The organism is Curtobacterium sp. PhB115 (assembly GCF_003752025.1).
Taxonomy (GTDB): Bacteria; Actinomycetota; Actinomycetes; order Actinomycetales; family Microbacteriaceae; genus Curtobacterium.
Window position 1 is genome coordinate 277,315 of record NZ_RJKR01000008.1, and the last position, 20,808, is coordinate 298,122.

Consider the following 20,808-nt stretch of genomic DNA (forward strand, 5'->3'; position numbering starts at 1 on the left):
TCCCGGTCACTGCTCGCTGGGCTCGGCGGTGACGTGCAGGGTCTGGACCAGTCCGGCGGCGGACGGTGCGAGGCGGATCTCGACGCGGAGCCGTCCGCAGGCACCGGGGATCCACCACCGCAGGTGCGAGGGCGCGAGGGACTGCTCGTCGACCGGCGGTGCCGACAGGTCGGCGTGCACGGACGCGATGGCCGCGGCGACCGCGCGGCGCCGGCGGTCGTACGGAACGTCCATCGCCACGTTCGGCGTGCAGATCGCGTCCGCCAGGTCGTCGCGCCAGTCGGCCAGGAGGCGCGTCACGGCCACCTGCGCCGCCCGCGTGGCACGGGTGGTCGCGTCGGCGCCGGGGGCGACGCGCGCGCCGTCGGTCGAGCCGGTGGTCGCGTCGGCGCCGGAGGCGGTCCGCGTGCCCACGGTCGCGCGGAGCAGGATGTCGTGCGCCTGGACCGTGGCGACGGATACCTTCGCCTGGGTGGCGTTCTCGAACGCGACGACACCGAGGCCGTCACGCACGGACCACCGCATGTGGGCCGAGAACCCGGGGTACCCGCCGGAGTGCGACACGAGCTCGCCGTGGCGGTCGTCCTGTTCGACGAACAGTCCGAACCCGTACGCGGTCGCACGGGTCGAACCGGCCACCACCGACGGCGGCACGACGCGCATCGCCTGCTGCATGAGCCGTCGGTCGGCTGGCGACACCGGACCCGGCTCGGGACGGTCCGCGAACGCCGAACCGAGGTGCGTCGCCCACCGCGCGAGGTCGCGCACCGTGGAGAACAGGCCGCCGATCGACGAGAACGCGCCGGGGCCGGTCATGCCGAGCGGTTCCCAGTCGCCCTCGTGCGGGCGGAACCCGGTGACGACGAACCCGCGCGTCTCGGTGGCGCTGAACACCGTGTCGTCGAGGCCGAGCGGCCGCAGGACGGTGTCGCGCGCGACCTCGGGGAACGGGCGACCTGCGACGACCGCGACGACGCGACCGAGCAACGCGTAGCCGAGGTTCGAGTAGGCGAAGCGTGTGCCCGGGACCGTGTCGAACAGCAGTCCGCCACGCAGGACCTCGTCGAGCTCGGCGTCGCTGATGGACTCTTGCCGGTCGGCCCACGGGTCGTCGGTGGGGAACCCGGCGGACATCGTGAGCAGCATCCGGACGGTCGGGACGGGGGAGTCCGGCGTCGGCAGTGCGACCGCACCGAACGCCGGCACGAAGGCGGTGATCGGGGCGTCGAGGTCGAGGCGGCCGTCGGCGACCAGGGTCAGCAGCGTCGCCGCCGTGACGCTCTTCGTGCAGGACGCGATCCGGTACACGGTGTCGGCGTCCGGCCGGAGTCCGTCGCCGCGGTCGCCGTGCCCACCGGAAGCGATCAGGCCGGAGCGGTCGAAGACGCCCCAGACACTGCTCGGAGCGGTGCCGCGCTCGACACGGTCACGGAACACCGCGTCGACCTGCTCGACGACGTCGTGGACGGCCGGAGGGAGCTCGGTCATGACCGGCGCATCTGCTCGTAGGCGTCGAGCGCGCGCTGCCGCGTGGCCTTGAGGTCGACCATCGGCTCGGGTCGGAGTTCGTCGGCCGGCACCCACCGGTGCACGTACTCGCGGTGCGGGTCGAACCGCTCGAGCTGCCGGTCGGGGTTGAACACCCGGAAGTACGGTGCGGCGTCGAACCCGGAGCCCGCGACCCACTGCCAGTTCGCCGGGTTGTTCGCGGCGTCGGCGTCGACGAGGGTGTCCCAGAACCACCGCTCGCCCACCCGCCAGTCGACCAGCAGGTTCTTGACCAGGAAACTGCCTGCCGCCAGGCGCACACGGTTGTGCATGACACCGGTGTGCCAGAGCTCGCGCATGCCGGCGTCGACGAGGTCGAACCCGGTCATGCCCTGCTTCCAGCGGTCGAGCTCGTCGTCGGTGACGTCACGCCACGGGAACGCGTCGAAGCCCCGCCGGACGTTCACCGTCGCGATGTCGTCGCAGTGGAAGTACTCGTTCCAGTTGAACTCGCGCCACGCGAGCTGTCGGAGGAACGCGGCCGCGTGCTTGCGCTGTTCGGGTTCGAGTCGCCCGTGCAGCCGGTGCCACACCTGGTACGGACTGATCTCGCCCCACCGCAGGTACGGGGAGAGCCCGCTCGTGGCCTCCGTCGCCGGCTCGTCGCGCTGATCGTAGTCCTCGAGGGCGTGCTCGACGAAGTGCTCGAGCTGCCGGTGGGCGCCGTGCTCCCCGGGCTCCCAGGAGTCGCGGAGGCCCTCGGCCCAGTCCGGCTTCGTGGGCAGCAGCGTCCAGTCGTCGAGGGAGTCCCCGTCGACGGCAGCGGCTGGGGGCAGGTCGCGTGGCTCCGGCAGCGGGTGGCGGGGCTCTGGCATGGCCTGGGCGGCGTTCCAGAACGGGGTGAAGACCTTGTACGGCTCGCCCTGCCCGGTCAGCACCGTCCACGGTTCCCAGAGCAGGTTGGCGGCGAAGCTGTGCGCCTCGATCCCGCGGTCGTGCAGCGCCGACTTGATGCCGGCGTCGATGTCGCGTTCGGCCGCGCCGTACCGGCGGTTCCAGAACACGGCGTCGGCACCGGTGTCGGCGACGAGCCGGTCGATCTCGGCGGCAGCGGCCCCGCGCCGGAGGACGAGTCGCGATCCGCGGTCACGAAGCTCGCCGTCCAGCGCGGTCAGCGAGTGGTGCAGCCACCACCGGCTGGCGGCACCGATCGCGCGGACGCCGGGGGAGTCCTCGTCGAGGACGTACACGACCGTGACGTCACCACCGTGGTCGATCCCGGCGCGCAGCGCGGGGTTGTCGGCGAGCCGCAGGTCGTCGCGGAGCCAGACGAGTGCGCCGCTCACACCGTGGCCGTGTCCGGCTCGGTCACCGACCTGGTGACGGGACGGCGCGCGGGCGGGGTCGTGACGGCGGCCCGGAGCTTCGTGCAGAGCTCGGTGAGGGTGCGGAGCTCGGCGTCCGAGAGACCGGCGCCGACCTGCTGCGCGATGCTGGCGGCGTGCTGCACCGCGACCTGGCGGTAGACGTCGAAACCGTGCGGGGTGAGGGCCACGATCACGCCGCGGGCGTCGGTCGGGTCCGGCTGCTTCTCGACGATGCCGCGGGCGAGGAGTCGGTCGACCAGGCGGCTGACGCTCGGCTGGGTCAGGAGCAGGTGACCGGTGAGTTCGCGCATCCGACAACGACGGCCGGGCTGCGTCGAGAGGTTGAAGCAGACGTCGTACTCGTTGAACGAGATGTCGTCGCCGGGGAAGTCGGCGTTGAGACTGCGCATCACGCTCACCTGGGCGCGGAACAGTGCTTCCCAGGCCGCGACGGCAGTCGCCTTCTCGCTGCGACGTGACTCGCTCACGGTCAACTCCCTCTGCTCGTACGGTCCGTCCACACTACCGACGGCTCCCGACAGGGGTGTGCGACGTGCCCAGGACGTGCACGAGGGCCGCCCACCAGTTGCCTGATGGACGGCCCTCTCCCTTGCATGACCGGAGCAGTTCCGACATGCACGAGGGCCGGCCGCTCTTCCGAGCGACCGGCCCTCTCCCTTGCACCAAGAGTGTCCTGCAATCACATTCCGCAGGCGGTGCCACAGCAAACACCGTCTGCACGAACGACTGTATAACGAAGCGGTAACGGCACGCTAGCCTCGCCGCGGGTCGTTCGCTGCGAGTTCACCAAGAGCCGCCGATCAGGATCAGAAGAGGTCGGGCGACGGCGTCGACGCGTACCGGACGGCGACGTCGGCGTGCCGGTCGAACCGGTAGCCGACCCCGCGCACGGTGCGCACGATCTCCTCGAACGCGCCGAGCTTCGAGCGGAGCCGACGGACGTGCACGTCGATGGTGCGCTCGTTCGGGGTCTCGTCCTCGCCGTCCGACCACAGGCCCTCGATGATGGCCGAACGGTCGACGGTCTGCCCCTCGCGCAGGACGAGGAACTGCAGGAGCTCGAACTCCTTGTACGTCAGCGGAGCGGCCTCGCCGTCGAGCGTGACGCGCTTCCGGGAGATGTCGATGACGACCCCGGTCTCCTCGGGCTCGGGCTTCTCGGCCTGCTTGCGGGCGGCGACGGCGGAGCGGTCTTGCAGCGCGAGGCGGACGACGTCCACGTCACGGCCACCGGAGTGCTCCGCGGCGACGGCGACGGCCGCGTAGGTCTCGGAGTTCGGCACGAGCTGGGCGGTGAGCGCCTTGAGCTGCTCGACCACGGCGGCGAGGGTGGTGCCGGCTGCGGCGGCCTTCGCCTCGTCGATGCCGACGTAGAGCGCGAAGCCACGGGCCTCGGTGCCCTCGGGCAGGGAGCGGTTGCGCTGCGGTGCGACGACGGGGCTCGTCGGCACGGTGGTCTGGCCGGTCGGCGCGGGCGATGCGGGACGCGGGCGGATCGGCGTCACGGTGCCGAGGTCCGTCGGTGCCGGAGCAGCGGTGCGGAGCGCGGTGCGGGGCTGAGCGATGGTGAGCGACATGGTGGTTCTCCGGGCGGTGTGGCCGGTGCGCGTGTGGCGCGGTGGCCGGTGTCGAATGCGTCGACCCGGGTACGGCGGGATGCCGATGTGCCCTGCGGTCCTGCTGCGGACCGGGGCTGACCCGGGGGAACGGGAGACAGACCTCGTGACGTTGTGCTCGTCGTCGACGGTGTCCGTCACCCGGGGATCACACGCTCGCGACCGGGGTGGTGTCGCGGGGGATCCGGCTGGAACGGGTGCCGATCAGGCACACATTCGACAACGCATGACTGCCGTCGCCGGCATCATCATGCCGGAAGCCCCCACTGCCCCTGTGCAGGAGCACGCCTCGGAGAGGACGCGGGTGGACGCGGTTGCAGTCATGTGACGAGTATCGGCGGTATACCAACGTGGTGTCAACCGTCCGCACGGACGGTGCGTTCCGCGCACGGGTGGCAGTGGACGGGACGGACGAACGGACGGGAGGCGCGGTGCCAGCTGGCACCGCGCCTCCCGTCCGATCGTGGGTGACGCCTCTGACGGCTACTCGGCCAGACCGTAGAGACGGTCGCCGGCGTCGCCGAGCCCGGGCACGATGTAGCCGTTCTCGTCCAGCTTCTCGTCGAGGGCACCGAGGACGATCGAGACGTTGCGGTCGCCCACCGCCTGCTCGACCATGGCGAGCCCCTCGGGTGCGCCGAGGATGCACACGCAGGTGACCTCTTCCGCACCGCGGGCGAACAGGAAGTCGATCGCGGCGGCGAGGGTGCCACCGGTCGCGAGCATCGGGTCGAGCACGAAGCACTGCCGGCCGGACAGGTCGTCGGGCAGGCGCTCGGCGTAGGTCTGCGGCTCGAGGGTCTCCTCGTTGCGGGCCATGCCGAGGAACCCGACCTCTGCCGTGGGGACGAGCTTGACCATCCCCTCGAGCATGCCGAGGCCGGCGCGGAGGATCGGGACGACGAGCGGACGCGGCTTGGCGATCGAGACGCCCATGGTGTGTGCCACCGGGGTGTCGATCGGCGTCGCCGTCACCCGGACGTTGCGCGTGGCCTCGTACGCGAGGAGCGTGACGAGCTCCTCGGTGAGGGCGCGGAACGTGGGGGAGGGTGTGGTCCGGTCGCGGAGCACCGAGAGCTTGTGGGTGATGAGCGGGTGGTCGGCGACGTGGACTCGCATAGGGTCGAGCCTACCGTGCTGCCGACCGCCAGGAGGTCCCGTGGAAGCGCCCGCCGCCCGTCCCTTCGTCCCCGCGATGGAACGCGCGCTCGTCGAGGCCCGTGCGTGCCTGGCGACCGGGGACGTCCCGGTCGGGGCTGTCGTGCTCGACCGTGACGGCGTCGTCGTCGCCACCGGACGCAACGAGCGCGAGGCCCTGCAGGACCCGACGGCGCACGCCGAGGTGCTCGCGCTCCGGGCCGCGGCGGCCGTTGCGGGGGACTGGCACCTCGAGGAGCACACGCTCGTCGTGACCCTCGAGCCGTGCCCGATGTGCGCCGGGGCGATCATGGCCGCACGGGTACCGCGGATCGTCTTCGGCGCGTGGGACCCGAAGGCCGGCGCGAGCGGCAGCGTCTACGACATCGCACGGGACCGCCGGTTGCCCCACCGCTCCGAGGTCGTCGGGGGCGTGCTCGAGGGGGAGTGCGCCGCGCTCCTCGACGACTTCTTCAGTCTGCGGCGCGGATGACGATCGCCTCGGTCGGCGGACGCGGACCGGTGCGGAGGACGTCGGGCTCGACGTAGATGACCCGGGCGATCGGCACGGCCGTCCGGACGCGGTGCTCGACGGTGTCGATGCCGGCGGCGACGTCGCCGAGTCGGCGGTCCCCGTCCACGGCGACCTTCACCCCGACCATGAGTTCGTCGGGGCCGAGGTAGAGCGTCTTGATGTGGATGATCGAGTCGACCTCGGGGCCGTCCAGCACGGCGGCCTTGATCCGTTCGACGTCGGCGGCGGTGGCGCCCTCGCCGACGAGCAGGCTCTTCGTCTCGATCCCGAGCACGACCGCGACGGCGATGAGCAGGGCGGCGATGAAGATCGTGCCGATCGCGTCGAAGACGCCGTTGCCGGTGAGTGCCGTCAGGCCGACGCCGAAGAGCGCGAAGACCAGGCCGAGCAGCGCCGCGGTGTCCTCGAGCATGACGACGGGGAGCTCAGGGGCCTTGGCGCGGCGGACGAACTGCACCCAGCTGAGCGTGCCCTTCTGCGGCCGGGCCTCCTTCAGCGCGGTGCGCAGCGAGAAGCCCTCGAGCCCGATCGCGATGACGAGCACGACGAGCGGCAGCCACCAGTTCTCGAGCGGGTGCGGGTGGGTGAGCTTCTCGATGCCCTCGTAGAGCGAGAACACGCCACCGACGGAGAACAGGATGATCGAGACGACGAAGGCGTACACGTAACGCTCGCGGCCGTAGCCGAACGGGTGCTCCTCGTCGGCGGCACGTCGGGCCTTCCGGCCACCGAGCAGCAGGAGGAGCTGGTTCGCGGAGTCGGCGAGCGAGTGCACGCCCTCGGCCAGCATCGACGCCGAACCGCTGATCGCCGCGGCGACGAACTTCACGATCGCGATGCCGACGTTCGCACCGAGTGCGGCGAGGATCGCCCTCGTGCCTCCAGAAGCGCTCACAGCTGTCCCCTTCTCCCGATCTGGAAGACGATCCTAGGCGAGGGCGGTCGGTAGGGTCGGGAGCATGACGATCGACCTGCCCCGTACCGCGCTGCTCGGCGTCGGCTCCATGTCCGGCTCGGTCCTCGACGGCCTGCTCGCCGCCGGACTCGACCCCAGGACGGTGACCCTGACCACGAAGTCCGAGCAGTCCGCCGCCGCCCACCGGGAGCGCGGACTCGACGCCACCGCGAGCGACACCGACCCGGACGCGAACCGTGATGCCGTCCGTGGCGCAGCCCTCGTCGTGGTCGGCGTGAAGCCGTACATGATCGCGGACCTGCTCGACGAGGTCGCGGCGGACCTCGAACCGGGAGCGGTCCTGGTCAGCGTCGCGGTCGGCACCACCACCGCGAGCATGGAGGCGAAGGTGCCCGATGGCGTCCGCGTCGTCCGGGCGCTCCCGAACACCCCGATCGGCGTGGGGCACGGCGTCACCGGCATCAGCGCCGGGAGATCGGCCGACGCCGAGGCCGTCGCGCTCGCGTCGTCGGTGTTCACGGCGTCGGGACAGGTCATCGAGGTGCCGGAGGCGCAGCTCGACGCGCTGTCGGCGGTCTCCGGCTCCGGCCCCGCCTACGTCTTCCTGCTCGTCGAGCAGTGGCAGCAGGCGGCCGAGGCGCTCGGCTTCACGCCCGAGCAGGCGGCTGTGATGGTGCAGGGGACGGTGCGCGGCGCCGTCGAACTCCTGGAGCGGTCCGACCGGTCGCCGGCCGAGCTCCGGCGTGCGGTCACGAGCCCGAAGGGCACCACCGAGCGTGCTGTGGCGGTGCTGCAGGACGCTGATCTGTCCGACACGTTCCTCCGCGCGTCGCGCGCCGCGATCGCGCGGGCCGAGGAGATCGCCGCGTCGTAGACGCACACCGCGTCGTGGGCGCAGCCACAGACGGACGGGAGGCCCGTGGCGGCGTCGCCACGGGCCTCCCGTCCGTCTGGTGGTCCTCACTCGAACGCGGCGAAGCGCTCCAGGTCCGTCTCCGAACCGGAGACGATGATGACGTCGTCCTCGCCGATGATGCTCTCCGGGGTCGCCGGCACGAACGGGCTGCCCGGGGGCTTGATGCCGAGCACGGTCAGGCCGAAGCGCGTGCGGATGACGGTCGTGGCGAGGTCCTTGCCGCGCACGGCCCGCGGCGGGAACATCTTCACCACCGCGAAGTCGTCGTCGAACTCGATGAAGTCGAGCATGCGACCGGACACCAGGTGTGCGGTGCGCTCGCCGGCCTCACGCTCCGGGTAGACGACGTGGTTCGCGCCGATCCGCGACAGGATCGTGCCGTGCGAGCGACTGATCGCCTTCGCCCAGATCTGCGGGATCCCGAGGTCGACGAGGTTCGCGGTGATGAGGACGCTCGACTCGAGGTCGCTTCCGGTGCCGACGACGGCGATCGGGAAGTCCTGCGCGCCGATCTGCCGGAGGGCGTCGATGTCGGTCGCGTCGGCCTGCACGGCGTGGGTCACCCGGTCGGACCACTTCTGCACCAGGCCGGCGTCGGTGTCCACCACGAGGACCTCGCGGTCCTGCCGTTCGAGCTGCCCGGCGGTGGCGGCGCCGAAGCGGCCGAGCCCGATGACGAGCACGGGTGCGTCGTGACTGATGGCACCGTGCTGGTGCGACGAGCGGGTTCGGTCAGCCAACGATCGGCCTCTCCTCGGGACGGCGGAACAGTTGCCGGCTCTGACTCGCGGCCAGGGCTGCGGCGATGGTCACTGTACCGACCCGGCCGAGGAACATGGTGGCCGCCAGGACGTACTTGCCGGACTCCGGCAGGTTCCCGGACACCCCGGACGACAACCCGCACGTCGCGAACGCGGAGATGACCTCGAACAGGACCCGGTCGAGCGACTCGTGCGTGATCTGCAGGAGCACCACCGTGGCGACCGCGACGATCGTGGCGCCCCACAGCACGACCGCGACCGCGACCCGCAGCACGTCGCTCGGGATCCGGCGACCGAACGCCTCCATGCTCCGGCGACCGCGGGCCTCGGCGACCGCGGCGAGGAAGAGCACCGCGAGGGTCGTGACCTTGATGCCGCCGGCGGTCGAGGCGGAGCCGCCGCCGATGAACATCAGCATGTCCGTGACGAGGAGACTCGAGCCGTTCAGCTGGTCGAAGTCGACGAGTGAGAAGCCGCCCGAACGGGTCATTGTCGACAGGAACAGTGCCTGGAACGCCGTGCGTCCGGCGCCCTCCTCGCCGAAGGTGGTGGGGTTCGACGCTTCGAGGGCGATGTAGACGATGGCGCCGCCGACGAGCAGGACCGCGCTCGTCGCGAGGGTGAGCTTGACGTGGATCGGCCAGCGGCGCGGCGTCCGGAGCTGCTTCGTGAGCGCACGGATCACCGGGAAGCCGATCGACCCGGCGACGACGCCGACCATCAGCAGTGACAGGAACCAGTAGTCGTGGGCGAACGGGGTGAGGCCGTCGGCGTTCGGCGCGAAGCCGGTGTTCGTGAAGGCCATCGCGGCGTAGTAGAAGGAGTCGCCGACCGCGGTCCAGAACGGGATCCCGGCGATCAGCACCGAGGGCAGCAGCAGCAGGCCGAGGGCGATCTCGATCGTCAGCGTGCTCACCGCGACCGTCGCCAGCAGGGTGCCGACCTCGCCGAGGCGGACCGCCTGGCCCTCGGGCACGGCGCCGTGGTGGGTCCGGAGCGGGTTCGAGTCGCCTGCCGCCATGAGCTTGGCGCGGAGCCCGAGCTTCCTGGTCACGAACAGCCCGAGGATCGACGCGAAGGTCAGGACCCCGACGGCGCCGATCTGGGTGCCGATCACGACCAGGACCTTGCCGAACACCGACCAGTGCGTGGCCATGTCGACGGTGGAGAGGCCCGTGACGCACACCACCGAGGCAGCGGTGAACAGGGCGTCCGCGAAGTCGGTCCCGGCGCGGTCCGCCGCAGCCCAGGGCGTCATGAAGAGCACCGTGAAAAGGAAGATCAGCGCGATGAACACCAGGATCGCCAAGCGCGACGGTGACGAGCGGAGCACGGTGGCCACGCGTCCGAACCGCGTGGTCCGTCTCCGGGTGCCGCCCACCCGCAGTGGGACCGGCTCCGTGCGGTCGAGCATCGTATGCCTCCGGGGACATGGGCGAGGACGGTTCGTCATGGTACATCCGTGGTGGCCCGGCTAGCCTTGCCCCCATGGCCGACATCTTCTCCGTCGTGGCGGACCCGACCCGGCGAGAACTGCTCGGGGCGCTGCTCGCCGCGTACGGGTCGGACGTGACCGGCGGGGAACTCAGCGTCGGCCAGCTCGTCGAACGGCTCGGCGTCAGCCAGCCCACGGTGTCGAAGCACCTGCGCGTGCTGCGGGACATCGGGCTCGTCACGAGTCGCGAGGAAGGGCAGCACCGCTACTACCGGCTCGACCCGGAGCCACTGGTGCACCTGGAGGACTGGGTCCTGCCGTTCACCGGCGCGGTCGACGCGGACGGCACGCCGGCCACCACGGCGTGGACGCCAGACGGCCAGCCGGTGTCGATCCGACGCAACGGCGTGGCCGGCAAGGCCACGGTCGAGGTCGGCACCGAACTCGGACGCGTGATGGCCGAGGCGTCGTACCGTGCCACCGCCGCGATCTCCGGCGCGCAGCAGGGCTGGGAGCGGGTCGTCGACCGCAGCCGCAAGCGCTTCACCCGCCGGGGCGACGAGGACTGAACCGTGCCCCGCGGTGGCGGTCGGGTCGGCCGGAACTGCACCTGGACACCGGGTCCCACGCGCCTCTACAGTTACCAGTGACCACACAGGTCACACCAACCCGTGCGCCCCGGCGCACGAGTCCCCGAAGGCGGATCATGACCGGCAGTTTCGACGACGTGCGCTTCCTCACCGTCGCTGAGGTCGCCGAGATGATGCGCGTCTCGAAGATGACCGTGTACCGCATGGTGCACGCCGGTGAGCTCCCCGCCATCCGGTTCGGTCGATCGTTCCGCGTCCCGGAATCGGCTGTCGCCGACGTGCTGCGCGGTGGCGTGGCGGACGTCGGCTGAGCGCCCGTTCGACATCACAGCGGGCAGCCGGTAGACTCGCCCAGGTTGATTTTCCGCGGTCTCTTCGGCCCGGTGTCCGTACATCAGCATCAGTCCGAGCGAGGTCCACATGGGTTCTGTCATCAAGAAGCGTCGCAAGCGCATGGCGAAGAAGAAGCACCGCAAGCTCCTTCGCAAGACGCGTCACCAGCGTCGCAACAAGAAGTAGATCGAAGAAGGTCTGCGCGGGTCGGAAGACCTGCACGAGAAGCCCCGGTTCGCCGGGGCTTTCGCGTTCCCGGACTACGCTGGGGGCATGCCCGCCGTGACGTTCCTGACGAAGCCCGGATGCCACCTCTGCGACGACGCCCGACCCATCGTCGAGCGCGTCGTCGCCGAACACCCCGGGGTCACCCTGCAGGAACGCTCGATCCTCGACGACGACGCCCTCCGCCAGGAGTACGCGGAGGACATCCCGGTCGTCCTGGTCGACGGGCGCGTCCACAGCAACTGGCACGTCGACGCCGACCGGCTCGCACGTGCGCTCGAGAAGGCCGAGGCCCGCGCATGATCTCCCACGTCGTCTCCTGGACCCTGCGCGAGGACCTCGACCGCGCCGAGTCCATCGCACGGATCCGTGCACTCCTGACCGGCTTGACCGGCACCATCGGTTCGATCCGGTCCCTCGAGGTCGTCGAGAACGTCGCCTACCCGGGCGAGAACCAGGACGTCGCCGTCGTCGCGTCGTTCGACGACCTCGCCGGGCTCGACGAGTACCAGGTGCACCCCGAGCACCAGGCCGCCGCGGCCGAGATCCGTGGGCTGGTCACGGGGCGGGCTGCCATCGACTGGGAGAGCTGAGCCGGGCCTCCCGTCCCGCCCCCCGGCGCTGCGTGCGCTACGTGCGCTGCGGCGCTTCGTGAGCAGAAATGGTCGCCTCCCGCATCGGGAGGCGACCATTTCTGCTCACCATGTGCGCTCGCGCGGGCCCCGCGCGACGTGCGCTCGCGCGGGCGCCGCGCGACGTGACTACGGCGTGAGGCGCGTCGGGCCGCGGAAGAGGTACGTGACCTCGCGGATGGACGGCTCGCCGAGCATGAGCATCAGCACGCGCGCGAGGCCCATGCCGAACCCACCGTGCGGCGGGACGCCGTAGCGGAAGAAGTCGAGGTACCAGCCGAGCTCGGCCGGGTCCAGGCCCTTCTCGACGGCCTGCGCCTCGAGCACGTCGACGCGGTGCTCACGCTGGGCACCCGTCGAGATCTCGGCGCCGTTGAAGATGAGGTCGTAGCTGTTCGTGAGCGACGGGTCGCCCGGCTTCCGCATGTGGTAGTACGGCCGGATCGAGGCGTCGTACTCGGTGACGAACACGAACTCCGAGCCGTGCGTCTCCTTTGCCCAGGCGGCGACACGGCGCTCGCCCTCGGGGTCGAGGTCGCCGTCGGCTCGGACCACGTCGTAGCCGCTGTCCGCCACGATCTTGCGGGCGTCGGCCAGGGTCACGCGGGGGAACGGCGTCGCGGGGACCTGCAGCTCGAAGCCGAAGACTTCCTCGATGTCCTTGCCGTACTTCTCCTTGACCGCGGTGATGCCGGCGACCAGGACCTCTTCGTGCATCGCCATGACGTCCTCGTGGGACTCGACCCACGAGAACTCGGCGTCGATGCTGGTGAACTCGGTCGCGTGGCGGCTCGTGAACGACGGGTCGGCGCGGAACGCGTCGGCGATCTCGAACACTGCGCCGAAGCCGGCCGGCTGCGCCATCTGCTTGAAGTTCTGCGGCGACTGCGCCAGGTAGGCGGTCGTCTCGAAGTACTCGAGCTGGAAGAGCTCGGCACGGGACTCCGACGCCGAGGCCATCAGCTTCGGCGTGTGGATCTCGATGTAGTCGCGGTCCACCCAGTAGGTGCGGAACGCGTGCTCGAGCGTCGTCTGGATGCGGAAGATCAGGTTCTGCTTGCGGTTGCGCAGGTCGAGGAAGCGCCAGTCGAGACGCTTGTCCAGCGACGAGTCGTCGGCGATCGGCGTCTCCGGGATCGCGGCGCTCACGACCTGGAGCGAGCCGACCTTGACCTCGAGGCCGCCGAGCTTGACGCGCTCGTCGTGCTTCAGGGTGCCGGTGGCGTGGATGAAGGTGCCGTGGGCGAGGCCCGAGATCTCGGTGGTGGTGGCGAGCGCGGCCTGGGCGGCGTCGTCACCGTCCTCGGCCTCGCGCGTGGCGGGGTTCACGAGCTGGACGGCGCCGGTCTCGTCGCGGAGGACGACGAACTGCACCTTCTTCTGGTCTCGGACGGTCTCGACCCATCCGGCCACGGAGACGGGGCCGTCGGGGAGGGCAGCGAGGTCGGCGATGCGGGTGCGTTCGATCACGGTGGTCGAGTCTAACCGTCTGCGTCCCGGCGCGTTGGTCGGCGGGTTCCGCGCGCGGTCCGGCGCCCCGGTCGGTCCTCCACAGGTCGGCTCGCGTCCGGCGTCGTCCACAGGTCTGACGGGAGGCCCGTGGTGCTTCCGCAGGATCCGTAGCGTTCTCGACGTGGCCAGGTCGTGAGACGAGAGGGGGTCCCAGTGACGGGTGGGACGGAGGGGCTCGCGGCCTGGCCGCCCGCGGCGATCGCGATCGTCGTGGGCGCGTTGCTGACGCTCGTCGGCACGGGGACCGCGACGATCTGGTCGCTTGTCCGGTGGCGTCGCGACCAACGATCGGCCGAGCGGGCGCACGTGTGGCAACAGGCCGTCTGGATGGCGGAGATGGTCGCATCGGACGATGTGGGCAAGAGCGAGATCGGCCGGATGGTCGCACGGGCGATGTACGACATGCAGATTGATGGACGGATCGACGATCCGGGTGCGATCGTGCTCGTGAGGACGCTCGGCAAGGAGGAACGTGATGCAACGGATGTTCATGCACATGACGGGTGAGGAACGCCGGCGTGCTCAGATCCGGCTCAACCAGGTCATCCTCGATGCCTACCCGAGACGAAAGGCGCGGAAGATCATCGCCATGTTCGAACGGGTCGAAGCGCGCTTGGAGTACACCCCGGAAGAAGCGGCCGAAGCGGAACGACGATGGCTTGCTCGCTACGAGCGGTCAGGGGAGCGAGGCGCGGAGTGAGCCCAGGGTGCCGATGAACTCCTCGGCCATGCCGGCCCGTTCGACGAGCTTCGCGTGCCGTGCGCGGGCGTCCTCGAGGAACTCGTCCAGTCTCGCGGCCAGGACGGGTTCGTCGTCGGGGTGCTTCGCGGCCAGCCCGTCGACGACCCGGAGCAGCTCCGCCATCTCGTCGAGGGTGAACCCGAGCGGCTTCATGCGACGGATGACCAGCAGTCGCTCGAGGTCCTGGGCCGTGTAGACGCGGAACCCGCCGGTGGTGCGACCGCTCGGGACGAGCAGCCCGACCTCGTCGTAGTGGCGGATGGTGCGCAGTGACATCCCCGCGCGGTCGGCGAGTTCACCGATGTGCATGCTGTCGGGGACGTCGGTGCTGCTCACGGTGCACGACTCTACCCTCACGTGAGGGTAGAGTTCCGATCGATGTCCGTGATCACGCACGCCCCCTCCGCCCCGAGCGTCCTCTCGGCACTCCGCTCACCCCGGGTGCTCACGCGTGAGGTCCTTGCCGGCATCGTCACCGCGCTCGCGCTCATCCCGGAGGCGATCTCGTTCTCCGTGGTGGCGGGGGTGGACCCCGCGGTCGGCCTCTTCTCGAGCGTGATCATCGCGATCGTGATCTCGATCGTGGGCGGGCGGCCCGCCATGATCTCGGCAGCGGCCGGCTCGGTGGCACTCGTCATCGCCCCGCTCGTCCGCGAGCACGGCATCGAGTACCTCGTACCCGCGATCGTCCTCGGCGGTGTGTTCCAGCTCGTCCTCGGGTTCCTCGGGGTCGCACGCCTGATGCGGTTCATCCCGCGCAGCGTCAACGTGGCGTTCGTCAACGCCCTGGCGATCCTCATCTTCACCGCGCAGCTCCCCAACCTGCTCGGCCACGACGTGCCGCTGATCGTCTGGCCGCTCACCGCCCTGGGCGTCGCGATCATCATCGGGTTCCCGTTCCTGACGAAGGCCGTGCCGGCACCGCTCATCGCCGTCGTCGTGATCACCGCCATCACGGTGCTGTTCAGCATCGCGGTCCCGACGGTGGGGGACGAGGGCGCGCTGCCGACGGCGCTCCCGGGGTTCAACGGCATCGCGACGCCGTTCACCCTCGAGACGCTGCGGATCATCGCGCCGTACGCGTTCGGCGTCGCGATCGTGGGACTCATCGAGACCCTGCTCACCGCGCAGCTCGTCGACTCGATCACCGAGACCGGCTCGAGCAAGTGGCGGGAGTCGTGGGGTCAGGGTGTCGCGAACATCGCGTCCGCGTTCTTCGGCGGCACCGGTGGCTGCGCGATGATCGGGCAGACGGTGATCAACGCGAAGACCGCCGGTGCCCGGACCCGTGTCTCGACCTTCGTGGCCGGTGCCTCGGTCCTCGTGCTCACGATCGTGCTGCACGACGTCGTCGCCCGGATCCCGATGGCCGCGCTGACCGCCGTGATGCTCATGGTCTGCGTGGCGACGTTCGACTGGCACAGCATCCGCCCGCGGACGCTCCGCCGGATGCCGCTCGGTGAGACCGCGGTGATGGTGATCACGGTGGTCGTGGTCGTCGCGACGAACAACCTCGCCACCGGCGTGATGGTCGGCGTCGTGGTGGCGGCGCTGGTGTTCGCGCGCCGGGTGGCCCACGTCGTGACGGTCGTCCGCGAACCCGTCGACGACCGGACCGTTCGGTACCGGGTGCGCGGTGCCCTGTTCTTCGCGTCGTCCAACGACCTCGTCACCCGGTTCTCCTACGCCGAGGACCCGGAGCACGTGGTCATCGACATGTCGGACGCGCACGTGTTCGACGCGAGCACCGTCGCCGCCCTCGACGGCGTCGAGCAGCGGTTCGCGAAGCACGGCTCCACCGTCGAGGTCGTGCACCTCGACACCGCCTCGGGGGCCCTGCACGAACGGCTCTCGGGCGAGCTCGGCTGAGCGCTTCCGCATCCGGGGAATCCGCTGAGGGGCGGGTGGGAACCGGTGAGCGACCTAGACTGGAGCCCATGCCCGCCACCCGAATCCACCTCGTCCGGCACGGCGAGGTGCACAACCCGGACCGCGTCCTCTACGGCCGGCTCCCGGGCTTCGGACTGAGCGACCTCGGCAAGCAGATGGCCCTGGCCTCCGCGACTGCCTGGAAGGACGCTGGTGTCGACGTGCGCCGGATCGTCGCCTCCCCGCTGCAGCGCACGCAGGAGTCGGCGGCGCCGTGGGCCGAGGCCTACGGTCTCGACGTGACCCTGGACGAGCGGCTCATCGAGCCGACGAACCGGTACGAGGGGCAGCCCCCCGGCTTCACGAAGCGTTCACTCCGCCGTCCGGCCGAGTGGCCGTGGATCGCGAACCCGTTCCGGCCGAGCTGGGGCGAGGCGTACGAGTCGATCGCGAACCGCATGGTCGCTGCGATGGCCACCGCCTGGGAGAGCGTCGACGAGGGCGACGTCGTCCTGGTCAGCCACCAGCTGCCGATCTGGATGGTCCACCGCCGCCTGGCGGGGGAGTCGCTCTGGCACGACCCCCGGAAGCGCCGTTGCGACCTGTCGAGCATCACCACCGTCGAGCGGGTGCCCGCCACGCCGACCGGTCGGTTCACCGAGGTCGGGTACACGGATCCCGCGCAGGACCTGCGCGCGACCGCCATCGACGAAGGAGCAGTGTGAGCGTCACCAGCAAGCGGTTCGCGGTCCTCGCAGCGACGGCCGTGGTTGCGGCCCTCGCCCTGACCGGGTGCTCGTCGGGCAACGACTCGCTCTCGAAGCAGTACGGCAACGGCACCACCCAGAACTACATCTCGGGTGACGGTGCCGTGACCGAGGTCGCCGCAGACAAGCGCTCCGACGCCGTCAGCTTCGAGACGAAGGACTCCGACGGCAAGGCCGTCTCGTCGAAGGCGCTCAAGGGCAAGGTCGTCGTCCTGAACTTCTGGTACGCCGGCTGCCCGCCGTGCCGTGCCGAGGCCAAGTACCTCAACACGGTGCACGAGAAGACCGCCGACCAGGACGTCGTCTTCATCGGCGTCAACGTCCGCGACGAGGCCGGCACCGCCGCAGCGTTCGAGCGGACCTTCGGTGTGGAGTACCCGACCGTGCTCGACGCCGGTTCCGGCGACATGCAGCTCGCGCTGTCCGGGCAGATCGCCCCGAACGCCGTCCCCGCGACGATCGTCCTCGACACGAAGGGCCGCGTGGCCGCTCGGGTCCTCGGCGCCGTCGACGGCACGAGCATCCTGACGACCCTGATCACGGACGAGCTCGACGCCGGCAAGGCCTCCTGACCCGTGGCCACCAACCCCTTCGCCGACGCGATCCTGAGCGGCCAGATGGCCGTGGCGCTGCCCGTGGCCGCGCTCGCCGGGCTCGTGTCGTTCCTGTCGCCGTGCGTGCTCCCGCTCGTCCCGGGCTACCTCGGGTACGTCGGCGGGATCGCCGAGGGCGGGCAGCGCCGGGGTCGCGTCGTGCTCGGGGTGCTGCTCTTCATCCTCGGCTTCACGGCCGTGTTCGTGGCGTACACGACCGTGTTCGGTGCGCTCGGCTTCTGGCTCGTGCGCTGGCGGGACCTCATCACGCAGGTCCTCGGCGTCGTCGTCATCGCGATGGGCCTGGTCTTCGTCGGCCGGTTCACCTTCATGCAGCGCACCATCAAGCCGAGCTGGACCCCGGCGACCGGACTCGTCGGGGCGCCGCTGCTCGGGATCGTGTTCGGCCTCGGCTGGACCCCGTGCCTCGGCCCGACCCTCGCGGCGATCAACCTGCTCAGCGTGCAGTCGGGCAGCGCCTGGCAGGGCATGTGGCTCGGAGTCGCGTACTGCCTCGGCCTCGGCATCCCGTTCGTGCTCGTCGCCGTCGGTGCCGGCTGGGCCACCGGGGCGATCCGCGCCGTGAAGCGCCACATGCGCACCGTCAACATCATCGGAGGAGCGATCCTGATCGTCATCGGTCTGCTCATGGTCACCGGAATCTGGTCGACCGTCATGTCGAGCGTGGGGGCGGTGATCCAGAGCTTTGTCCCCGCGGTCTGAACCCGACATCGACTCCACCGACACCACGTCGGACCCGCAGCGACCGTCCGACCACGTCGACGGTTCCGGTCCCACGGACACCGGCATCAACCAGCCGAAGCTCGGCTTCGTCGGCACGCTCCGGTTCTTCTGGCGGCAGCTCACCAGCATGCGGACGGCGCTCTTCCTCCTCATGCTGCTCGCGCTCGCGGCGATCCCGGGGTCGCTCGTGCCGCAGCGCACCGCGGACCCGAACGGCGTCGTCCAGTACAAGGCCGACCACGCGACGCTGTACCCGATCCTCGACAAGCTCCAGGTCTTCGACACCTACACGTCGGTGTGGTTCTCGGCGATCTACCTGCTGCTCTTCGTCTCGCTGATCGGCTGCATCGTGCCCCGCACGAAGCACCACTGGCAGGCGCTGCGCACCCGTCCGCCGAAGACCCCCGTCCGCCTGACGCGACTGGCGGGCTTCCGCACCGTGGCTGTCGAGCCCGACACGCTCGCCGACGGTGCCCGCGCGACGGACGCAGCCACGGGCCTCCCGTCCGTCGACCACGCCGTGACGCGCGCGATGGCCGTCCTGAAGCGGTCCGGGTACCGCGTCGAGCGGTTCGGCGACTCGGTCAGCGCGGAGCGCGGATACCTGCGGGAGACCGGCAACCTGGTGTTCCACGCCGCCCTCGTGGGCGTGCTGCTCGCGGTCGGCGTCGGCGGTGGGTTCGGCTTCACCGGCCAGCGCCTGCTGGTCGAGGGCCAGACGTTCTCGAACGTGCTCGGCTCCTACGACTCGTTCAACCCGGGCCGCTGGTTCTCGCAGTCGAACCTGAAGGGCTACAACCTCACGCTCGACAAGTTCGTGACGAAGTACGAGGAGCGCAACCTCGACGCCCTCGGACAGGCGCTCGACTACTCGGCGACGGTCACGAGCAAGGAGAAGGGCGGCGAGGCGAAGACGAGCCGCCTCGGTGTGAACGACCCGCTGCACGTCGGCGGCACGAACGTGTACCTGCTCGGCAACGGCTACGCGATGCAGGTCACCGTGCGCGACGGCGAGGGCAACGTGGCGTTCAAGGACGTCGTCCCCTTCCTGCCCGAGGACGCGAACTACACGTCCACCGGCGTCATCAAGGTGCCGGACTCGGTGCCGGACCAGCTCGGCATGGTCGGGTTCTTCTACCCGACGGCGACGAAGACCTCGACCGGCGCCTACGCCTCGGCGTACCCCGACACCCAGAACCCGCTGCTGACGCTGCAGGTCTACACGGGTGACCTCGGGCTCGACGACGGCGTGCCGCAGAGCGTCTACACGCTCGACACCAAGGGCCTCACGCAGATCGCCGGTCGTCAGTCCGACACCGCGAGCATCGCGCTCGAGCCCGGCCAGACGAAGAAGCTGCCGGACGGCGCCGGATCGATCACGTTCGACGGCGTCAAGCGCTACGTGTCGCTCGACGTGCACGACGACCCGTCCCAGGCCTGGGTCGCCGGGTTCGCGCTGCTCTCGACCCTCGGGCTGCTCACCTCGCTGTTCGTCCCGCGTCGACGCATCTGGGTGAAGGCCGTCCCGCGCACCGGTGCGGAGCACGGCGAGTACGACCTGGAGTACGCCGGTCTCGCCCGCGGTGAGGACCCGAACCTCGAACGGGCCGTCGCGGACATCGCACAACGCCACACGTCGGACCTCGGAGTTAGGATGCCCCAGTGAACGACATGACCACGAACCTCGCGACCTACTCGGTCGTGCTCACCTACTCCGCGATGGCGGTGTACGTGGTCGCGTTCATCTCGTTCGCGCTGGACATGGCGAAACGCTCCGGTGACGTGACCGCGGCCGCGAAGCACGCGGGCGGCGACGTCGACGGAGCCGACGCAGCGGCGACCGCCTCGGCGGGCGCGGCCCGCTCGGCGAAGACCGTGGCCACCGTGCAGGGCGGCACCGTCGTCCTCGAGCAGGTCGCAGCGCCCCCCGCCGGCCGATCGGGCTCCGGTTCCGGCAGCACCAAGTTCGAGCGCGTCGGCATGGCGATGACGATCCTCGCGCTCGTGCTGCACGTCGGCTCGGTGGTCCTCCGCGGCATCGCGGCCGACCGGGTGCCGTGGGGCAACATGTTCGAGTTCTCGCTGACCGGCACGGCGCTGATCACGCTGATCTTCCTGCTCGTGCAGTTCTGGCAGAACCTGAAGTTCCTCGGCGTCTTCATCACCGGCCTGACGATCATCCTGCTCGGCATCGCGACGGTGAACTACTGGGTCCCCGTCGTCCCGCTGCAGCCCGCGCTCCAGTCGTACTGGCTCGTCATCCACGTGTTCGTGGCGATCGCCGGCACCGGGTTCTTCGCCCTCGGCGCCGGGCTCGCGGTGGCGCAGCTCGTGCAGACCTACCGCCAGGGCCGGACCGCCTCCGGCAAGCTCCGCTTCATGGCGACGCTGCCGGACGCCGACCGTCTCGAGGTCCTGACCTACCGCGTGCTCCTCGTCGGCTTCGTGCTCTGGACGTTCACGCTCATCGCCGGTGCGGTCTGGGCCGAGCGGGCCTGGGGTCGTTACTGGGGGTGGGACACCAAGGAGGTCTGGACCTTCATCATCTGGGTCGTCTACGCCGGGTACATCCACGCCCGTGCGACCCGCGGCTGGCGCGGTGCGCGGTC

25 protein-coding genes are annotated in these 20,808 nt (G+C 70.4%); 15 read left to right on the forward strand and 10 right to left on the reverse strand.

The genetic code is table 11. The features are described 5' to 3' along the window. Positions 1 to 6 precede the first annotated feature (6 nt). The 5 genes from EDF19_RS12850 to upp form a co-directional block, all read right to left on the reverse strand. The gene (locus EDF19_RS12850; RefSeq protein WP_123681263.1) at positions 7 to 1,488 is read right to left on the reverse strand and encodes a serine hydrolase; all 1,482 of its coding nucleotides are present in this window, start codon (positions 1,486 to 1,488) and stop codon (positions 7 to 9) included. Continuing rightward, positions 1,485 to 2,834, reverse strand: a complete 1,350-nt coding sequence (locus EDF19_RS12855) for a deoxyribodipyrimidine photo-lyase (protein WP_123681264.1) — start codon at positions 2,832 to 2,834, stop codon at positions 1,485 to 1,487. Before EDF19_RS12855 ends, EDF19_RS12850 begins: the two co-directional genes overlap by 4 nt. After that, the gene (locus tag EDF19_RS12860) at positions 2,831 to 3,343 is read right to left on the reverse strand and encodes a MarR family winged helix-turn-helix transcriptional regulator (protein WP_185022830.1); all 513 of its coding nucleotides are present in this window, start codon (positions 3,341 to 3,343) and stop codon (positions 2,831 to 2,833) included. The genes EDF19_RS12855 and EDF19_RS12860 overlap by 4 nt, the downstream gene beginning before the upstream one ends. A gap of 339 nt (positions 3,344 to 3,682) precedes the next feature. After that, positions 3,683 to 4,453 (reverse strand): winged helix-turn-helix domain-containing protein, encoded by a 771-nt coding sequence (locus EDF19_RS12865; protein ID WP_185022831.1) that lies wholly within the window; start codon positions 4,451 to 4,453, stop codon positions 3,683 to 3,685. 522 nt (positions 4,454 to 4,975) lie between these two features. Next, positions 4,976 to 5,611, reverse strand: coding sequence for a uracil phosphoribosyltransferase (gene upp / locus EDF19_RS12870; RefSeq protein WP_071290729.1), 636 nt, complete (start codon positions 5,609 to 5,611; stop codon positions 4,976 to 4,978). Between the two features lie 76 nt (positions 5,612 to 5,687). Between upp and EDF19_RS12875 the strand changes: the two genes are divergently transcribed. Next, complete coding sequence (locus EDF19_RS12875) at positions 5,688 to 6,122, forward strand: nucleoside deaminase (RefSeq protein ID WP_123681311.1); 435 nt, start codon at positions 5,688 to 5,690, stop codon at positions 6,120 to 6,122. Here the strand turns inward: EDF19_RS12875 and EDF19_RS12880 are convergent. Beyond that, positions 6,103 to 7,059 (reverse strand): cation diffusion facilitator family transporter, encoded by a 957-nt coding sequence (locus tag EDF19_RS12880; RefSeq protein WP_123681265.1) that lies wholly within the window; start codon positions 7,057 to 7,059, stop codon positions 6,103 to 6,105. The two genes, EDF19_RS12875 and EDF19_RS12880, sit on opposite strands and share 20 nt — an antisense overlap. Before the next feature lie 64 nt (positions 7,060 to 7,123). Here EDF19_RS12880 and proC point away from each other — a divergent pair, with 64 nt between their 5' ends. Continuing rightward, positions 7,124 to 7,954 carry a pyrroline-5-carboxylate reductase gene (proC, locus tag EDF19_RS12885; protein ID WP_123681266.1) on the forward strand — a complete coding sequence of 277 codons (831 nt, stop codon included), beginning with the start codon at positions 7,124 to 7,126 and terminating at the stop codon, positions 7,952 to 7,954. A gap of 86 nt (positions 7,955 to 8,040) precedes the next feature. Here the strand turns inward: proC and EDF19_RS12890 are convergent, their stop codons facing one another. Both EDF19_RS12890 and EDF19_RS12895 read right to left on the reverse strand, forming a co-directional pair. Further along, a complete protein-coding gene (locus EDF19_RS12890; RefSeq protein ID WP_260217157.1) occupies positions 8,041 to 8,736 on the reverse strand; it encodes a TrkA family potassium uptake protein in 696 nt (231 codons plus the stop codon). Further along, entirely contained in the window at positions 8,729 to 10,171 is a 1,443-nt protein-coding gene (locus EDF19_RS12895; protein WP_123681268.1) for a TrkH family potassium uptake protein, read from the reverse strand. The genes EDF19_RS12890 and EDF19_RS12895 overlap by 8 nt, the downstream gene beginning before the upstream one ends. Before the next feature lie 74 nt (positions 10,172 to 10,245). On the opposite strand from EDF19_RS12895, the gene EDF19_RS12900 reads away from it, so the two are divergent. The 5 genes from EDF19_RS12900 (at position 10,246) to EDF19_RS12920 (ending at position 11,933) form a co-directional block, all read left to right on the forward strand. Next, positions 10,246 to 10,761: a helix-turn-helix transcriptional regulator gene (locus EDF19_RS12900; RefSeq protein ID WP_123681269.1), complete on the forward strand. Its 516-nt coding sequence runs from the start codon at positions 10,246 to 10,248 to the stop codon at positions 10,759 to 10,761. A 137-nt stretch (positions 10,762 to 10,898) separates the two neighbouring features. Further along, positions 10,899 to 11,093 carry a helix-turn-helix domain-containing protein gene (locus EDF19_RS12905; RefSeq protein WP_017888579.1) on the forward strand — a complete coding sequence of 65 codons (195 nt, stop codon included), beginning with the start codon at positions 10,899 to 10,901 and terminating at the stop codon, positions 11,091 to 11,093. 109 nt (positions 11,094 to 11,202) lie between these two features. Then, positions 11,203 to 11,301 (forward strand): 30S ribosomal protein bS22, encoded by a 99-nt coding sequence (locus EDF19_RS12910; RefSeq protein WP_003792170.1) that lies wholly within the window; start codon positions 11,203 to 11,205, stop codon positions 11,299 to 11,301. An 87-nt stretch (positions 11,302 to 11,388) separates the two neighbouring features. Beyond that, on the forward strand, positions 11,389 to 11,643 hold the full coding sequence (locus EDF19_RS12915; protein ID WP_123681270.1) for a glutaredoxin family protein: 255 nt from the start codon (positions 11,389 to 11,391) through the stop codon (positions 11,641 to 11,643). Then, complete coding sequence (locus tag EDF19_RS12920) at positions 11,640 to 11,933, forward strand: Dabb family protein (RefSeq protein ID WP_123681271.1); 294 nt, start codon at positions 11,640 to 11,642, stop codon at positions 11,931 to 11,933. The genes EDF19_RS12915 and EDF19_RS12920 overlap by 4 nt, the downstream gene beginning before the upstream one ends. Before the next feature lie 168 nt (positions 11,934 to 12,101). Here EDF19_RS12920 and aspS read toward each other — a convergent pair whose 3' ends face one another. Continuing rightward, the gene (gene aspS, locus EDF19_RS12925; protein ID WP_123681272.1) at positions 12,102 to 13,442 is read right to left on the reverse strand and encodes an aspartate--tRNA(Asn) ligase; all 1,341 of its coding nucleotides are present in this window, start codon (positions 13,440 to 13,442) and stop codon (positions 12,102 to 12,104) included. Positions 13,443 to 13,637: 195 nt separating this feature from the next. Here aspS and EDF19_RS12930 point away from each other — a divergent pair, with 195 nt between their 5' ends. Both EDF19_RS12930 and EDF19_RS18825 read left to right on the forward strand, forming a co-directional pair. After that, on the forward strand, positions 13,638 to 13,991 hold the full coding sequence (locus EDF19_RS12930) for a hypothetical protein (RefSeq protein WP_123681273.1): 354 nt from the start codon (positions 13,638 to 13,640) through the stop codon (positions 13,989 to 13,991). Next, positions 13,960 to 14,184, forward strand: coding sequence for a hypothetical protein (locus tag EDF19_RS18825; protein ID WP_148071100.1), 225 nt, complete (start codon positions 13,960 to 13,962; stop codon positions 14,182 to 14,184). The genes EDF19_RS12930 and EDF19_RS18825 overlap by 32 nt, the downstream gene beginning before the upstream one ends. Here EDF19_RS18825 and EDF19_RS12935 read toward each other — a convergent pair. Next, a complete protein-coding gene (locus EDF19_RS12935; protein WP_395860184.1) occupies positions 14,161 to 14,562 on the reverse strand; it encodes a MerR family transcriptional regulator in 402 nt (133 codons plus the stop codon). The genes EDF19_RS18825 and EDF19_RS12935 overlap by 24 nt on opposite strands. Before the next feature lie 42 nt (positions 14,563 to 14,604). Here EDF19_RS12935 and EDF19_RS12940 point away from each other — a divergent pair, with 42 nt between their 5' ends. From EDF19_RS12940 to ccsB, 6 genes are all read left to right on the forward strand, one after another. Next, positions 14,605 to 16,095: a SulP family inorganic anion transporter gene (locus tag EDF19_RS12940; RefSeq protein ID WP_123681274.1), complete on the forward strand. Its 1,491-nt coding sequence runs from the start codon at positions 14,605 to 14,607 to the stop codon at positions 16,093 to 16,095. A gap of 68 nt (positions 16,096 to 16,163) precedes the next feature. After that, a complete protein-coding gene (locus tag EDF19_RS12945; protein WP_123681275.1) occupies positions 16,164 to 16,820 on the forward strand; it encodes a histidine phosphatase family protein in 657 nt (218 codons plus the stop codon). Continuing rightward, positions 16,817 to 17,434 carry a TlpA disulfide reductase family protein gene (locus EDF19_RS12950; protein ID WP_123681276.1) on the forward strand — a complete coding sequence of 206 codons (618 nt, stop codon included), beginning with the start codon at positions 16,817 to 16,819 and terminating at the stop codon, positions 17,432 to 17,434. The genes EDF19_RS12945 and EDF19_RS12950 overlap by 4 nt, the downstream gene beginning before the upstream one ends. A 45-nt stretch (positions 17,435 to 17,479) precedes the next feature. Beyond that, positions 17,480 to 18,178: a cytochrome c biogenesis CcdA family protein gene (locus EDF19_RS12955; RefSeq protein WP_123681313.1), complete on the forward strand. Its 699-nt coding sequence runs from the start codon at positions 17,480 to 17,482 to the stop codon at positions 18,176 to 18,178. Continuing rightward, positions 18,162 to 19,865 (forward strand): cytochrome c biogenesis protein ResB, encoded by a 1,704-nt coding sequence (locus EDF19_RS12960; protein WP_260217159.1) that lies wholly within the window; start codon positions 18,162 to 18,164, stop codon positions 19,863 to 19,865. Before EDF19_RS12955 ends, EDF19_RS12960 begins: the two co-directional genes overlap by 17 nt. Before the next feature lie 5 nt (positions 19,866 to 19,870). After that, positions 19,871 to 20,808, forward strand: a 938-nt coding sequence (gene ccsB / locus EDF19_RS12965; RefSeq protein WP_260217164.1) for a c-type cytochrome biogenesis protein CcsB, incomplete at its 3' end; no start/stop codon positions are given.

Coding starts and splice junctions, on each gene's coding strand:
- EDF19_RS12850 (WP_123681263.1), bottom strand. CDS start 1,488: ATGACCGAGCTCCCTCCGGCCGTCCACGACGTCGTCGAGCAGGTCGAC.
- EDF19_RS12865 (WP_185022831.1), bottom strand. CDS start 4,453: ATGTCGCTCACCATCGCTCAGCCCCGCACCGCGCTCCGCACCGCTGCT.
- upp (WP_071290729.1), bottom strand. CDS start 5,611: ATGCGAGTCCACGTCGCCGACCACCCGCTCATCACCCACAAGCTCTCG.
- EDF19_RS12875 (WP_123681311.1), top strand. CDS start 5,688: ATGGAACGCGCGCTCGTCGAGGCCCGTGCGTGCCTGGCGACCGGGGAC.
- proC (WP_123681266.1), top strand. CDS start 7,124: ATGACGATCGACCTGCCCCGTACCGCGCTGCTCGGCGTCGGCTCCATG.
- EDF19_RS12895 (WP_123681268.1), bottom strand. CDS start 10,171: ATGCTCGACCGCACGGAGCCGGTCCCACTGCGGGTGGGCGGCACCCGG.
- EDF19_RS12900 (WP_123681269.1), top strand. CDS start 10,246: ATGGCCGACATCTTCTCCGTCGTGGCGGACCCGACCCGGCGAGAACTG.
- EDF19_RS12905 (WP_017888579.1), top strand. CDS start 10,899: ATGACCGGCAGTTTCGACGACGTGCGCTTCCTCACCGTCGCTGAGGTC.
- EDF19_RS12910 (WP_003792170.1), top strand. CDS start 11,203: ATGGGTTCTGTCATCAAGAAGCGTCGCAAGCGCATGGCGAAGAAGAAG.
- EDF19_RS12915 (WP_123681270.1), top strand. CDS start 11,389: ATGCCCGCCGTGACGTTCCTGACGAAGCCCGGATGCCACCTCTGCGAC.
- EDF19_RS12920 (WP_123681271.1), top strand. CDS start 11,640: ATGATCTCCCACGTCGTCTCCTGGACCCTGCGCGAGGACCTCGACCGC.
- EDF19_RS18825 (WP_148071100.1), top strand. CDS start 13,960: ATGCAACGGATGTTCATGCACATGACGGGTGAGGAACGCCGGCGTGCT.
- EDF19_RS12940 (WP_123681274.1), top strand. CDS start 14,605: ATGTCCGTGATCACGCACGCCCCCTCCGCCCCGAGCGTCCTCTCGGCA.
- EDF19_RS12945 (WP_123681275.1), top strand. CDS start 16,164: ATGCCCGCCACCCGAATCCACCTCGTCCGGCACGGCGAGGTGCACAAC.
- EDF19_RS12955 (WP_123681313.1), top strand. CDS start 17,480: ATGGCCGTGGCGCTGCCCGTGGCCGCGCTCGCCGGGCTCGTGTCGTTC.